The 14,262-nt window shown below is 76.0% G+C and carries 13 protein-coding genes; 6 read left to right on the top strand and 7 right to left on the bottom strand.

Features of this window, described 5'->3' with window-relative positions; all coding sequences use genetic code 11:
- Positions 1 to 43 precede the first annotated feature (43 nt).
- The 4 genes from AB0O91_RS40685 to AB0O91_RS40670 form a co-directional block, all read right to left on the bottom strand.
- Entirely contained in the window at positions 44 to 1,039 is a 996-nt protein-coding gene (locus tag AB0O91_RS40685) for a hypothetical protein (RefSeq protein ID WP_363444468.1), read from the bottom strand.
- Positions 1,040 to 1,277: 238 nt separating this feature from the next.
- Positions 1,278 to 2,645, bottom strand: a complete 1,368-nt coding sequence (locus tag AB0O91_RS40680) for a HAMP domain-containing sensor histidine kinase (protein ID WP_363444465.1) — start codon at positions 2,643 to 2,645, stop codon at positions 1,278 to 1,280.
- A complete protein-coding gene (locus AB0O91_RS40675; protein WP_363444462.1) occupies positions 2,642 to 3,346 on the bottom strand; it encodes a response regulator transcription factor in 705 nt (234 codons plus the stop codon). Before AB0O91_RS40675 ends, AB0O91_RS40680 begins: the two co-directional genes overlap by 4 nt.
- 25 nt (positions 3,347 to 3,371) lie before the next feature.
- Positions 3,372 to 4,739, bottom strand: a complete 1,368-nt coding sequence (locus tag AB0O91_RS40670) for an MFS transporter (RefSeq protein WP_363444460.1) — start codon at positions 4,737 to 4,739, stop codon at positions 3,372 to 3,374.
- Between the two features lie 276 nt (positions 4,740 to 5,015).
- Here AB0O91_RS40670 and AB0O91_RS40665 point away from each other — a divergent pair, with 276 nt between their 5' ends.
- Both AB0O91_RS40665 and AB0O91_RS40660 read left to right on the top strand, forming a co-directional pair.
- Positions 5,016 to 5,522: a DUF6584 family protein gene (locus tag AB0O91_RS40665; RefSeq protein WP_363444457.1), complete on the top strand. Its 507-nt coding sequence runs from the start codon at positions 5,016 to 5,018 to the stop codon at positions 5,520 to 5,522.
- 146 nt (positions 5,523 to 5,668) lie between these two features.
- Complete coding sequence (locus AB0O91_RS40660; protein ID WP_363444454.1) at positions 5,669 to 6,085, top strand: PPOX class F420-dependent oxidoreductase; 417 nt, start codon at positions 5,669 to 5,671, stop codon at positions 6,083 to 6,085.
- A 68-nt stretch (positions 6,086 to 6,153) separates the two neighbouring features.
- On the opposite strand, the gene AB0O91_RS40655 is transcribed toward AB0O91_RS40660, so the two are convergent.
- The gene (locus AB0O91_RS40655) at positions 6,154 to 7,005 is read right to left on the bottom strand and encodes a DUF4328 domain-containing protein (protein WP_363444451.1); all 852 of its coding nucleotides are present in this window, start codon (positions 7,003 to 7,005) and stop codon (positions 6,154 to 6,156) included.
- A 251-nt stretch (positions 7,006 to 7,256) separates the two neighbouring features.
- Entirely contained in the window at positions 7,257 to 8,864 is a 1,608-nt protein-coding gene (locus AB0O91_RS40650) for an alpha/beta hydrolase (RefSeq protein WP_363444448.1), read from the bottom strand.
- Positions 8,865 to 9,273: 409 nt separating this feature from the next.
- Here AB0O91_RS40650 and AB0O91_RS40645 point away from each other — a divergent pair, with 409 nt between their 5' ends.
- Positions 9,274 to 9,954: a Tat pathway signal sequence domain protein gene (locus AB0O91_RS40645; protein ID WP_363444446.1), complete on the top strand. Its 681-nt coding sequence runs from the start codon at positions 9,274 to 9,276 to the stop codon at positions 9,952 to 9,954.
- A 167-nt stretch (positions 9,955 to 10,121) separates the two neighbouring features.
- The gene (locus AB0O91_RS40640; protein ID WP_363444443.1) at positions 10,122 to 11,375 is read left to right on the top strand and encodes a threonine/serine exporter family protein; all 1,254 of its coding nucleotides are present in this window, start codon (positions 10,122 to 10,124) and stop codon (positions 11,373 to 11,375) included.
- Between the two features lie 66 nt (positions 11,376 to 11,441).
- Here AB0O91_RS40640 and AB0O91_RS40635 read toward each other — a convergent pair whose 3' ends face one another.
- Positions 11,442 to 12,596, bottom strand: coding sequence for a PP2C family protein-serine/threonine phosphatase (locus tag AB0O91_RS40635; RefSeq protein ID WP_363444441.1), 1,155 nt, complete (start codon positions 12,594 to 12,596; stop codon positions 11,442 to 11,444).
- Between the two features lie 323 nt (positions 12,597 to 12,919).
- Between AB0O91_RS40635 and AB0O91_RS40630 the strand changes: the two genes are divergently transcribed.
- Together AB0O91_RS40630 and AB0O91_RS40625 are read left to right on the top strand one after the other, a co-directional pair.
- Positions 12,920 to 13,264, top strand: coding sequence for a GNAT family N-acetyltransferase (locus AB0O91_RS40630; RefSeq protein ID WP_363444438.1), 345 nt, complete (start codon positions 12,920 to 12,922; stop codon positions 13,262 to 13,264).
- A gap of 137 nt (positions 13,265 to 13,401) precedes the next feature.
- Positions 13,402 to 14,181, top strand: coding sequence for a sigma 54 modulation/S30EA ribosomal C-terminal domain-containing protein (locus tag AB0O91_RS40625; RefSeq protein ID WP_363444435.1), 780 nt, complete (start codon positions 13,402 to 13,404; stop codon positions 14,179 to 14,181).
- Positions 14,182 to 14,262 lie beyond the last annotated feature (81 nt).

Here is a 14,262-nt window from a genome sequence, read left to right as displayed (position 1 = left end):
GCCCGTCACCGGGCGGGGCGGCACCCCTCGACGGGTCCGGTGATCAGGAACCGGCCGCCGGCGGGAGGATCCGCACGGCGGCGCTGTCGCCGCACAGGGTCGTGCCGAGGAACGGCTCGTCGCCCTCGTTGACGAACACGCACGGGCTCAGCCGGGTGGCACCGGTCGGCGTGCCGGCGTCGTAGGAGACCCGGACCCGGGTGACGACCGTCTCCCCCGCCCGGATGCCCGAGTTGCGGCCCTGGAGGTAGACGCCGAACGGGTCGTCCGGGATCCCGTCCGACACCTTGTCCAACACCCGCCAGGAACCGTCGGCGTCACGGACCCGCACCGTCGCGTGCGGGTCGGTGAAGAGGACGTTGCCGAGGTTGGTGTAGTCGGACGGCGTCGGGTCGTCCAGGACGGCGTCGAACTCGATCGGGTCGCCGCCGGCGACCGCCGTGGCCGGCACCCCGGAGAGCGCCGTGGTCACCGACTCGGTCCGGATCGTGCTGGTGTCCTGGGCCAGGCCCGCCCCGGAACCGTCGGACGCGACCACCACGGAGTGCAACGCCAGGGACCGGAAGCCGCCGTTGGACGCGCCGTCGTGCGGCAGGCCCATCGGGGCGCCGATGCGCAGCGCCAGGACGACCGAACCGCCGGCCGGGACGGTCACGCCCGCGCTCCCGGGCAGGGAGCCGCGGTAGCTGACGTCGGCCTGCCCCCGGTGGTACTCCAGCGGTACCGACTTCCAGGCCCCGTCGGCCGGGTCCTTGTAGTCGATGGTGATCGCGTGCTGGGGCGTGCCGACGTCGCTGGTGGTGTCGAACGCCAGGCCGTACGTCGCGGCCCGGGCCCCCGGGTTGGTGATGGTCTCGGTGAACTCGACCGGCCGGCCGGCGAATCCGATCGCGGCCGGGGCCCCGACGGAGAGCGTGGCCTGCGGCGCGTCCGCGAAGGCGGCGGGCGCGGGCAGCGCGACCGCCCCGCAGAGCGCGGCCGCCCCGACGGCGGCGGCCACTGCGGTACGACGGGCACGATGGATACGGGTGACGGACATGGTTCCCCCCGGAACGGGTCGGTGTGAGCGTGGGAAGCCGGAATACGGCTCTGGGACGGACATGACTCGATGATCGAGGGCCGGGTCGGCGAGTGGACCGCATTCCGGGAGCACCGCTCCGGACCGGCCTCTCCTCCCCGCCCCTCACCCTTCAAGACGTGTGGGACGCGGCGGGGTTGCAGGTGAATCCGAGAAAGTTTTTTCCGGGCCCGAACCACGGCGGGAGGGGCCCGGAAGCTCACGGCCCGGGAAGTCGGAACTCGACGGTCAGCCCTCGGGGTTGTGCCGGGGAGACGGTGAGCGAGCCGCCGCAGGCGCGGGCGAGTTCGTCGGCGATGGCCAGGCCGAGGCCGGTGCCGGGGACGTTCTGGTGCTCCGGGGCGCGGGCGAACCGCCGGAGCAGGATCGGGAGTTGTTCCGCCGGAAAGCCCGGTCCGGTGTCCGTGACCCGGACCACCGCGCCCCCTTCGGGCGGGGCGACGGCCACCACCCGGACACGCTCCCCGGCCGGGACGAACTTGCCCGCGTTGTCCAGCAGCGCGTCCAGGATCCGCCCGGCCGCGTCCGGGAGCCCCAGCGCCCGCAGCCCGGGCGCGAGTTCGGCCGACAGGTCCAGCCCGCCCGCCTCGAACACCGGCGCCCAGGCGGCGATCCGCCCGGCCACCGCCGCGGTCACGTCCTGCTCCTCCACCGGCGCGGTGGCCGCCTCCAGCCGGGCCAGTGCCAGCAGGCCGTCCAGCAGTTCACCCAGGCGGTCGGCCTCGTCCAGGGCCAGCGCGTGCGCCGTCCGCCCGGGCCCCGGGCGGACGTACGGCTCGGCGTTCTCCAGTTGCAGCACCAGGGTGGCCAGCGGGTTGCGCAGCTGGTGGGAGGCGTCCGCGACGAAGTCCCGTCGGCGGCGCAGCGATTCGGCGACCGCCGCCGCCATGCCGTCGAAGTGGCGGCGCAGCCGACGCAGTTCGGGCGGCCCGGTGTCGGCGGTGCCCCGCGGCTCGAACCGCCCGCCGGCCACCGTGGCCACCGCGCGGTCGAGTTCATGGAGGGGCCGCAGCAGCCAGCGGGCGATTCCGGCGGCGACCAGCGCGGCGGCGCCGAAGGCGGTGACCGCGCCGGCCGCGATCAGCGTCCAGCGGACCAGCACGTCGTGCCGCGCGGCGCCGGTCGGGACGGTCAACAGCACGGCACCGCCCACCCGTTCGTCCTGACCGACCGGTTCGGCCAGCACCACCGCGCCCGGGCCCCAGGGGCGCACGGTCGGCAGGGCCTCGGTGGAGCGGCCGGTGAGGGCGCGGTCCTGTGCCCGGCGGGCGGCGGCGCCGACCGCGGCGGGCCCGGCGCGGCCGACGGTACGGCCGGTGGTGTCGACCACGGTCACCGCGGCGCCGTAGAGCTGGGCGTAGCGGGTGAGTTCGGCGTCGAGTTCGCGGCGGTCGGCGTCGGTGCGGATCCGGTCGGCGAGTTCGGCGAAGCGCACGGCGTCGGCGCGGCGTTGCAGCAGCAGGTGCTCGGTGCGGCCGCGGGCGTAGGAGTCGGCCAGCGGGAGGGCGAGCAGCAGGACGGCGGTGCCGATCAGCGCGGTGAGCACGGCCAGCAGCCGGCGCCTCACCGGCCGTCCGGGGCGTCCGCGTCGAGTGCGTCCGGGGTGCCGGGTCCGAGGCGGTAGCCGTAGCCGCGCACCGTACTGATCAGGGCGGCCCGTCCGGTCTTGGCCCGGATGCCGGCCACGTGGACGTCCAGCGAGCGGGAGGAGGCGAGGAAGGCGTCGCCCCAGATCCGGTCGAGGATCTCCTCGCGTGAGCGGACGTCGCCGGGGTGGGCGGCGAGCAGCGCGAGGACGTCGAACTCGCGGCGGGTGAGCCGGATCTCGGCCCCGTCGACGGTCACCGTACGGGCGGCCGGGTCGATCAGCACGTCGCCGGTGCGCACCCGCCGCTCCGCGGCGGCCGGCTCCGGGGCGGAGGTGCGGCGGCGCACAGTGTCGATCCGGGCGATCAGCTCGGCCATCCGGAACGGTTTGACGACGTAGTCGTCGGCCCCGGCCCGCAGCCCCTGGAGCACGTCCCGTTCCTCGCCGCGCGCGGTGACCACGATCAGCGGCAGGTCGCACACCGTCCGGAGCTTGCGCAGCAGTTCGAGCCCGTCCAGGTCGGGCAGGCCGAGGTCGAGCAGCACGAACTCGGCCTCCCGGGCGTACCGCAGCGCCTCCGCGGCCCGGACCACCCGGCGCACGGTGTGGCCGCGCCGGGTGAGCGCGGTGGCGAGGGCCTGGGCCATCCGGTCGTCGTCCTCGACCAGCAGCATGTGCACGGAACCCTCCCCGGTGGTGGAGGGACTACCGTACGGTCCCGGCCGCGGCGGGCGCCGCCGGTGCCTCCCCGGGGCCGAGCACGGCGTGCCGGGTGTCCGGCATCAGGACGTAGACCACCAGCGAGACCAGGGCGCAGCCGGACACGTACCAGAAGAAGCCGGACTCGTTCCCGGCGTTCTTGAACCAGAGCGCGATGTACTCGGCGGTGCCGCCGAACAGCGCGTTGGCGAGGGCGTACGGGAGGGCGACGCCCAGGGCCCGGATCCGGGTGGGGAACAGTTCGGCCTTCACCGCGGCGTTGATCGAGGTGTAGCCGGTGACGATCAGCAGGGCGACCAGCGAGAACCCGAGCGCCGACCAGTAGCCGGACGCCGAGCCGAGCGCGGTCATCAGCGGGTAGGTGCCGACGGTGCAGCCGAGCGCGAAGGTGATCAGCAGCGGGCGGCGGCCGATCCGGTCGGAGAGCAGTCCGGCGAGCGGCTGGACGGCGGCGAAGACGGCGAGCGCGGTGAAGCTCACCAGGGTGGCGGTGTTCTTGTCCAGCCCCGCGCTGCCGATCAGGTACTTGGTCAGGTAGGTGGTGTACGTGTAGTAGGCGACGGTGCCGCCGAGGGTGAGGGCCATCACCAGGGCGCCCTGGCGCCGGTGCTCCCACAGGCTGCGCAGGGTGCCCCGGGCGTCCGCCCGGTCCGCGCCGCCGGTCTCGGCGGTGAACGCCTCGGTCTCCGGCAGCCGGCGGCGCAGCCAGAGCACCACGACGGCCAGCACGGCGCCGAGCAGGAAGGGCAACCGCCAGCCCCAGGCGTGGAGTTGGGCGTTGCTGAGGGTGTGCTGGAGGACGATCAGGATGCCCAGTCCGAGGAGTTGGCCGACGGTCATCGACACGTACTGGAAGGAGGAGCCGAAGCCGCGCCGGTTCGGTGCGGAGGCCTCGGTGAGGTAGGTGGCGCTGGCCGCGTACTCGCCGCCGATGCTCAGGCCCTGGAGCAGCCGGGCGAGCAGCAGGACGAGGGCGCCGAGGTAGCCGGAGGCGGCGTAGGTCGGGGCGACGGCGATCAGCACGGCGGCCGCGGACATCATGGTGACGGTCAGGGTGAGGGCGCTCTTGCGGCCGTGCCGGTCGGCGGCCCGGCCGAGCAGCCAGCCGCCGACCGGGCGCATCAGGAAGCCGACGGCGAAGATGCCGGCGGTGTTCATCAGCTTCGCGGTGGGGTTGCTGCCGGGGAAGAAGTCGTCGGCGAAGTAGACGGCGAAGCTCGCGTAGACGAACCAGTCGTACCACTCCACCAGGTTGCCCAGCGACCCGCCGACCAGGGCGAGCCGCCGCCGGGCGCGCTCCTCGCCGGTCGGCTGCGGTCGGGCGGTGGCTTCGGGCCGGTCGGCGGGGGACATGGCGGCTCCGGGGTTCTGGTGCGGCGGGCGGGGTGCCCCAGAGCGTGCCGCCGCCCGCCGCCCGGCGGCAAGGAGGGCCGCGCAGAACTTACGTTCCGCTAAGGAGGCGCGCGCCGGCCGCCTCGACGGTCGGCGGCCCGCGGGGCGGCCCGAACGGTCAACGGCCGCCGGTGCGGTGGCGCCGTGCCGGGGGCGACGCCGACCGGGCCCCGGCACCGGTCCGGCGCCCCGACAAGTCCTTTGACCAGGGGTGATCCATCCACGATCATGGCTCCGGTGACAGTCGAAGCTACCCTCGCCAGGGTCGACGCGGACCTCCGCGCCGGCCGGATACCCGTCGCCCGTCAGCGTCTGCGCGGCCTGGTCGTCTCCTGCCCGACCGACCTCACGGTCCGGCGGCGGCTCGCCGAGGTCTACCGGCTGTACGGCGAGCCCGCCCAGGCGGGCCGCTGGGCCTACCTCGAAGCGGACCGGGATCCGGCCGAGACCGCCGCCTTCGAGGACTGGCACCGCGATCCGCTCGACCGGATGGCGGCCGTCGCGTGGCGCGGCCCGGAGGAGGCGGCGGCGACGGCGGCCACCCGGGAACGGCTGGCGGCGCTCCGCGAGGCGGCCTCGGCGCATGCGGGCCGCCCGGTCGACTGGCTCGCCGTGCACGCGCCGGCCCCGGCCGCCGAGGAGGAGCCGAGGGACCTGTGGTGTGCGGGTTTCTTCGTCGTCGCGCTGGTGGCGGCGGGTTTCGCCGTGCTCGGCCTCGTCACCTTCGTCCGCTGGTGGCTGTGAACCACTGCTGCCGGTCACCCGCTCGGGCCCGGGCGGCGTGCCGCGGCCGGCCGGCGGTCGTCGCGGCGTAGCCTGCCGGGGCATCAGCGGGGGAGCGGGCCGGGAGGTGGTCGGTGGACGGTTGGCCGGAGGGTGTCCGGGAACGGATGGCGGCGGAGCCGCGGATCTGGTTCGTGGCGACCACCGGGGCGGACGGCGCCCCGCACGTCAGCCCGATGTGGCTGGGCCTGGACGGTGACCGGGTGTTCTTCAACACCGCGATCGGCCGGGTCAAGGAGCGCCATCTGCGCCGCGATCCGCGGGTCTGCCTCTCCGGTACGGCCGCGGCCGATCCGTACGACCGCATCCAGATCCACGGCCGGGCCGTCGAGTTCGTGACCGGCGAGCGGGCCGACCGCCAGTTGGACGGCCTGGCGCACGCGTACCTGGGTGTCGAGCGCTACGGCTGGCGCATCCCGGGCGAGCGGCGGGTGTCGGTGTTCGTCGAGCCCACCCGGGTCCGCCGGATCGTCGGGGTGGAACCGCTGCCGGCCGCCGCCCGGCACCCGGCCGATCCCGGCTGACCCGGGCGCCGTTCGCGCACGGCCGCGGCCCGGCCGGGGATGCGGCTCCCCGGCCGGGCCGCAGGTCCTCAGGCCGGGGTCGGTCCGGCCGGCGCGGCGTCCTGCGGCGCCCCGACGGGCGCGGCGGACACCGCCGGGGGTGCCACCACGGCGCGGACCCGGGCCTCCTGGGCGAGCCGGGCCGCCAGCGGGTTGACGTCGGCCCGGCGGGCCCGCTGCATCGCGGTCAGCCGGTGGACCACCACGATCGCCGCGATCGCCGCCACCAGGCGCAGGACGGATCCGGCGGCCTCCACCCAGATGCGGTTGCCGAGCTCCCCCAGGTCGCCGAGATCGGACGGCGTCCGGCGGCCCGTCATGGTCGCCGCGATCCGGCTGACGATCAGCGATCCGATCCAGGTGGACCACCACAGCACGAGCACCTTCTCCGACGGCGTCCGTCGCCGCCCCTCCGCGTCCAGCGGGGCGCTGGCCCGCCAGCAGTCCACCGTCAGCTGGTAGGGGAACCAGAGCAGGACGACCGGGGTGAACCACGCCCCGATGCTCCACCCCCGGCCCAGGCGGTGGCCGTTGGGCGCCAGCAGGTCGGCGTTGCGGCGGATGCGGTGGAACCAGACGACGAACACCACGATGGTGGCCAGGCCCAGCAGGAGGAACGCGCCGCTCATCGAGTCCAGCGTGCTCGCCGCCGACTCCACGGTGTCGAGGTCGCCGGGGCGCAGGCCGTCCGGGCCGTCCGACACCCCGCCGATGAGCACGTTCACCCAGACGTCGACCGCGGCACTGAGCGCCGCCACCACGGCGCTCAGCCCGAGCAGCACGCAGAGCGCCACGGCCAGGCCGTTCGCCGGGTTCAGCTGCGCCGCCCAGCCGGGCGCGGCCTCCGCACAGCCGAAGCAGCGGCCGCTGTCCGTCCCCACGGGGCGTGTCCCGCACGCCACACACACCATCAGATCGTCAACTCCCGGAATCGCCGCGTGCGGGCTCCCGCACGCCGGTGCGCCAGCGCCCCGACCGGGACGGGCGCGCCGACTCTAGGGGATGCACGGCGTCGACTGCCAGCGGATAACCGCAGCTCAGGAGCCGTATCGGCAGATATGACGACAGATCGCTGCCCGCCTCGGCCCCGGCGCCGGGATCCGGGGCAACGCCCGCCGTCGGACGGCGACCGCTACCGGAACGGCCGGTGGTCCGGTGCGCAGACCCGACCGCGCGGCGGGAGTCCGCCGTCCAGCAGGTAGCGCTCCTCGTAGCCGGCCGCGCAGGCGCTCGGGTTGCCGAGCACGGTGTGCCCGTCGCCGTCGACGGTCAGCAGCCGGCCCCGGGCCAGGGTGTCCGCCAGGGCGCGCGAGCCCTGGTAGGGCCAGACCGGGTCACCGGTGTTGGCGACGACCAGGACGGGCGCGGCGGTGCGGCGGTCCCAGGGGCCGTCGTAGCGGTCCCGGGCGGCCTCGGCCGGCCAGGCGGCGCAGCGCTGGGTCTGCCGGACCCAGGACGGGCCGAGGGAACCGGCGCGCTCCTCGGCGAGGTCGGCGAGCGCCGTGTAGTCGGCGTCCGCGGGCGGGTTGGGGGTGTCGGCGCAGAGCACGCCGAGGACCTGGGCCTGGTGCGGGAGCGCGCCGGTCGGCAGCGGCGCCGCCGGGGTGTCGGGGGCGCTCCACAGGCTCTGCAGCCACCCGGCCGGTCCGGCCCAGCCGGTGCTGCCGAACGCCGGTACCGGCTGGGCGGCGTACAGGAGTTGGGAGAGGGTCGTGGCGGCGGTGGCCCGGTCGTACACGACGGCCTGCGGGCCGGTGCCGACGGTGACCGGGCCGCGCTCCAGCCGCTCCGTCAGCTCCGCGTACTTGGCCCGGGTCGCCGCCGGGCTGCCCGCCGAGAAGGCGCAGTCGGCCGGGGCCGCGGCGCCGCAGCGGTCGAGGAAGGTGTCGAGGGAGCGTGCCGAGGCGAGGTCGCTGCCGGCCCGGAGGAACGGCGGCAGCGCGGCGTCCCACGGGGTGCGGCCGGTGGACCAGGCGACCGGGTCGACGGCACTGTCCAGCACCACGGCGCGCACCCGGCCGGGGAAGAGGTTGGCGTAGGTGGCGCCCAGGTACGCCCCGTACGAGGTGCCGAGGTAGTTCAGCCGCTGGTCGCCGACGGCCTGCCGCAGCAGGTCCAGGTCGCGGGCGACGTCCGCGGTGGAGAGGTGGGCGAGCAGGCCGGTGCGGTCGTTCGCGGCGCACTGCCGGCCCAGTTCCGCGTACGCGTCGGCCCACTGCGACTCCTGGGCGGCACCGACCGGGTAGCCCGCCGGGAGGCCGCCGAGCAGGGCCTGTTCGCCGTTCTCGTCGGGGAAGCAGTGCAGGGCGGTGGAGGCGCCGATGCCGCGCGGGTCGAAGCTGACCAGGTCGAAGCGCCTGCGGACCTGCTCGGGGAGGAGCCCGGCCGCGCCGGGCAGCGCCACGGTGCCGGGGATGCCCGGGCCGCCGGGGTTGTAGAAGAGCGTGCCGATCCGGTGCGCCGGGTCGTCGGCGGGGCGGCGGATCAGGGCCAGGTCGACGGTACGGCCGTGCGGGTCGCGGTAGTCCAGCGGCACCCGGGCGGTGTCGCACTGGAAGCCGGCGGCGCAGGGCGCGGACCAGGTCAGGGCCGGTACCGGCGGGGCGGCCGGGGCGGCCGAGGCGGCCGCCGGGGTGAGGCCGGCCAGCAGCAGGCCGGCGGCGGTGGCGGCCGCGGCGCGGAGCGCGGCGGTGACACGGGTGGCGGGCACACGGGTGGCGGTGACACGGGTTCGGGGCACGGGCGGCTCTCTCGTCGGTCTCAGGGCACGGAGGTGCCTCGGAGTGCGGAGGTGTCGCAGGGCACGGAGGCGTCTCAGGGTTCGGCGGTGTCGCAGGGCCCTGGGGATCCCCCCGGTGCGGACGGCACGGAGTCTTCCGGCCCGCGCTGCCGGGACACCGGCAGGTCATCGGCAGCTCACTGTCAGGTCACCGGCAGATCGCTGTCACGCCACCGGCGGTCCGACGGCCCGTCGCAGCACTGTTGACGAAAAGTCAGCAAGTTGACCGCAGCGCCTTGACGGCACACCGACACGGTCCTAGAACGTAGTCAGCTCCCCGTTGCCCCGCTCCCCCGTTCCGCCGCTCCGCCGCTCCCGGGAGCAGTGAAAGGTCGCCTTCTCGCCCCCTCACCGAGGAAGAGGCTTTCCCATGCGCGCACTCCCCCACCGCACCGCCCCGGTCGCCCTCGCCGCCCTCGCCGCGCTGGCCCTGACCGCGGCGGCGCCCGCCTCCGCCGCTCCGGCCGACGCCGCCGGACCGGTGCTGACCGCGGGCGGCGCCGCCGTCGCGGCGGGCGACACCCTCGCCGCACCACTGACCTCGGGCGCCGCCGCCACCTTCTACTCCACCGCGACCAGCACCACCGGAGTCACCTGCGCCACCTCCCAGCTCTCCGCCACCGTGCTGACCAATCCCGCCGCCCCCGGCACCGCGACCGGATCCCTCACCGGGCTCACCTTCGACTCCTGCACCGCCAACGTCACCGGCGTCACCTCGGTGCAGAGCCTGACCGTCGACACCCTCCCGTACGGCCTCACCGTCGACGACGGCACCGGCCTGCCGGTCACCCTCACCGGCGGGAGCAACGGCCAGATCCAGGCGACCGCCGTGCTCAACAGCTGGTTCGGCACCCTCACCTGCAGCTACCAGCTCAGCGGCGCCTTCACCGGCGCCGCCGACAACGGCGCCAACAGCCTGACCTTCACCAACGAGCACTTCGCCAAGAGCGGCGGCGACGGCCTCTGCCCCGCCGACGGGTACTTCTCGGCCTCCTACGGGCCGGTCGCGGACACCAGCCAGTCCGGCAGCCCGGCGGTCACCGTGAACTGACCGGCGCCGCGGGCCGATCCGTCCCGCACCGCCCGTCCCCTGCCGCCCTCCGGCGACAGACCCGCGCAGCCCGTCCGGAACGACCGCGCCAGGGCGGCCGGGCGGGCCCGGGCGATCAGACCGGGGCAGAGTCGGACCGAACCGGGCGGGATGGGACGATACCTGCCATGTCTAGCAAGTCTCCACCGGTCCGGGGCAACGAAGCCCCGACGGACCCGCTCCGCCGCCTGCTCCTCGACCTGGGCGAAGCCCTGCTCGGCGGGGGCCTCCCCGTCCATGACGTCGAGGAGGAGCTCCGCGCGCTGGGGCGGGCGCTGGGGGCTCCCGGCGTCCAGGTCGCCGCGCTCACCAACGGCCTGTTCATCACCCTCGACACGACGGAGGCCAGCAGCTTCCGGCCGGTGGACACCGCGCTGCGGTTCGAGCAGACCGCCGACGTCCTCCACCTGGTGCACCGGCTGCGCGCCGGCGAGCTGGACGGGCCCCGGGCCCGCGCCGAACTGGACGCCATCCGCCGGGCGCCGGCCCGCTGGCCCGCCTGGGTCGCCGACCTGGCGGCGCTGCCGGTCGGGGTCGGCGTCTGCCTGTTCCTCCAGCCGGCGACGGCCAATGTGCTGGCGGCCGGAGCCGGCTCCCTGATCGTGGCCGGGCTGACCGTCCTGGCCCGCCGACTCCCCCGACTGCGCCCGCTGCTGCCCGTCACCGCCGGGTTCCTGGTGGCCCTGCTGGTCCTCTCGCTCGCCCGGGCCGGGCTGCTGGACGGGCCGCTGCGCACCATCGTCGCCACCCTGGCGATCCTGCTGCCCGGCGGGCTGCTGGTCACCGGACTGTCCGAGATCGCGGCCGGCGCCTCCAGCGCCGGAACCGCCCGGCTGGTCTCCGGCTCGGTGCAGCTGGCGCTGTTCCTGGCCGGGGTGGCCGCGGCCGCCACCGCGATCGGCATGCCTGCCAGCGCCTTGGCCAACATCCAGGTGGCGAAGCCGAGTTGGTGGGTGATCGGGATCGGGCTGGCGATCGCCGTGGCGGGCGTGGTGGTCAACGTCCACACCCCTCCCTCGGCCATCCCGTGGATCCTGGTGGTGATCGCGGTCAGCGTCACCGTCCAGGTGGTGGTGGGCTCCGTCCACGGCGCGGCGATCGGCGGGCTGGCCGGCGCGGTCAGCGCCGCGGTCGCGGCGACGGTGGTGCACTGGCTGCCCGGCGGGCCGCTCTGGCAGGTGCTCTACCTCCCGGCGTTCTGGATCGTGGTGCCGGGCTCCTTCGGGCTGCTCAACACCGCGCAGATCGAGGTCGGCAACGGGGCGCAGGCGGTGCTGGCCGCCGTGTCCGCGGTGTTCGGGGTGTCGATCGGCACCCTGATCGGCTCGGTGATCAGCCGGATCCCCCGCCCCACCCTCGCGGCGCCCCAGCTGCGGGCCTGATCCGACGGGGGCCCGGCTGGACGGGTCGCGGCTGCGGGCCCGACCCGACGGGCCGGGCCCGTCGGGTCAGTCGGCGGCCGGGCCCCCGGGGCGCCGGACGGCGAGCAGTGCGGTGTCGTCCGTCCGGCGGCCGCCGGTGTGCCGGACGACACCGGCCGCGACGGCCGCCACCAGCCGCTCGGGCTCAGCGGCCCCGGGCCGGCCGGCCAGCCCCGCCAGGTGGGCGCCCAGGTCGAAGAAGACGCCCTGGCGGTCCCGGGCCTCGGTCACCCCGTCCGTGACCATCAGCACCGTCTCGTCCGCGGCCAGCCGCAGCCGCCGGACCGTCGGCAGCCCGCCGGCCAGCCGGGCGAGGCCGAGCGGCGCGCCGTCGCCCGGCGGCAGTCGGCGGAGCCCGGCCGGGCCCAGCACGTACGGGCTGTCGTGCCCGAAGTTGACCAGCCGGATCTCCTCCGGCGCGTCGGCGGGGAACCAGAGCATCACCGCGGTGGCGAACCGCTCGTCCTGCTCGCCCAGCCGGGCGGCGAGCAGGTTCTGCCGGAGCACCCGCTCCTCCAGCCACACGGCGACGGTCGCCAGGTCCGGTTCGTGGAAGGCGGCCTCCCGGAAGCAGCCGACCAGCGCCGCCGCGGTCGAGACGGCCGGCAGGCCCTTCCCCTGGACGTCCCCGAGGATGACCCGTGCCCCGAACGGGCTGGCCACCACGTCGTAGAAGTCACCGCCCACCCGGGCCTCGACGTCCGCCGCCAGGTACCGGGCCGCCGAGTCCACCCCGCCCCAGCCCGGCGGCACCGGGCGCAGCACCACCTGCCGGGTGGTCTCCGCGGCGCCCTGGAGGTGCCGGACGTAGGCGGCGGCCTGAGCACGGAAGACGCTGAGCGGCAGCGCCAGGACGCAGCCGGCGACCACCAGCAGGAAGTCCTCCGTCCCGTGGGACTTGGTCCAGAGGGTGCCCAGTGCCGGGTAGGCGCCGATCGCCAGGAGGGCGAACACCACGGTGGCGACCGGGCCGCACAGCCCGGCGGCGACCACCGGCACCAGGGCCAGCCAGCTGGCGGAGGCGAACCACTCGGGTGTGACCGCGTCCACGACCACCACCGCCACCAGCAGCAGTACCGGGATCAGCCAGGAACGGTGGCCGTACCGGACCAGCACCGGCAGCTGGCCGCCACCCGGCCCCGAGGACGGCTGCGACCGCCCGTTCGCCTTCGTGGCACCCACCCGCAACGGCCCCTCCGCTCCTCCGGTGTTCCAGCGACGCCCCGCCCGGCCCCGCGCGCCGGGTGCGGGGTGTCGGGCCCACGTTAGGGCCTGTCCGGTCGATCTTGTCGGATCAGCGCGCGGCGGCCCTGAGGGGGCTGCGGGCGCGACGGCTGTCGGATCGGGGGCGTGGCCCGCGGTCCGCGCCCGTTCGGCCCAGCCGGTCGGCGGGACGGCCTCACCCGCATCCCCACCGGTCCGGCGGGGGGGCGGCGGCGGGCGCCGGGCTACCCTGACCCCGCATCGGAAGCCCGTACGGGCCCCACCAACGAAAGGCCGCTCCCATGAGCACTCCCGGCACTCCCGGCACCCCCGTCGTCGAGCGGGTGGACGCCCGGCACCGCTACGAGATCCGGATCGACGGCGAACTCGCGGGTTTCACCGAGTACTTGGACCACGACGGGCAGCGCGTCTTCTACCACACCCTGGTCGAGGAGGCCTTCGCCGGGCGCGGCCTGGCCGGACAGCTGGTCCAGGAGGCGCTGACGGACGTCCGGGCCGCCGGGAAGCGGATCGTGCCGATCTGCCCGTACGTGGCCACGTTCCTGACCAAGCACCGGGAGTTCGACGACCTCACCGACGAGGTCACCCCGGAGGTCAAGGGCTGGCTGCGCGCCCGGCTCGGCTGACCGGAGCCGACCGGCCCGGGGCGGTGGGGCCGTTGGGCCCTGGCCCCCGGGTCGGTCCCGCCGGGATGCTGGTCGCCGGTCGCGCGACGGGGACGCGGCGGCAGGACGCGGCGGGCGAGGGCGAAGGGGCCTGGGCGATGGGCGGGTTGATGACGGCGGGGACGTTCGAGGGCGGCCCGGCCGACGGATCGACGGACGCGTCGGCGGGCATGCCGACGGGCGGCCCGGTGGCCGCGGCCCTGGCCGGGGCGCGGGGCCGGCTGGCGGCGGCCGCGGCCGTCGCCGGCGGGGCCGGCACCCTGGTGGAAGGGCTGCGGATCCGGCTGGCCGCGGTGGCCGGTGGGGCGCTGGCGCAGGTGAACGCCGAGGTGGACGGCCGGCGGATCCGGGTGCAGCGGGCCGCGGCCGAGGCGGGCGACTCGCTCGACCGGGTGGCCGACTGCCTGCTCGACCGGATCCGGGCCGTCACCGGCGCCTGGGTGCCGCGTCCGTGGTCCGCGGCGCAGCCGCCGGTGCCCCTGCTGCCGCTCGCCGGCGGGCGCCGGATCGTCCGCCGCAAGGACCCGTCGCTGGTGTGGTGCACGCCCGAGGCGGCGGCCCGGACGATGGACGCGATGGACTACGACATCCACCTCTTCACCGATCCGGCGACCGAGACCGACGCCGTGGTCTACCGGGTCGGCCCGACCGGCTACCGGCTGGCCCGGACGATGCCCGCCGGTCCGTTCGGCCGCCGGACGGCGCCGATCACGCTCAGCCCGCACGGGGCGCCGCTGCTCACCGAGCGGCAGGCGGTCGAGCGGCTGGAGCGGGCGGAGCTGCCGTTCCTCTTCTACGCCCACCCGGCGGGCGGCCGGGGCCGGGTGCTCTACCGGCGCTTCGACGGCCACCTCGGCCTGCTCGCGGGCCGGTCCTGATCAGGGGGCACGGGCCTGACCCCGCAGGCCCGTTCCCCCGCCCACCGGTGGCCCCGCCGGACGCAGCGAGCGTCCGGCGGG

The sequence above is a fragment of the Kitasatospora sp. NPDC089797 genome (genome assembly GCF_040684795.1).
Lineage (GTDB): Bacteria > Actinomycetota > Actinomycetes > Streptomycetales > Streptomycetaceae > Kitasatospora.
Note: the sequence above shows the minus strand (reverse complement) of the source record. Positions and strands in the feature narration are given on the sequence as shown.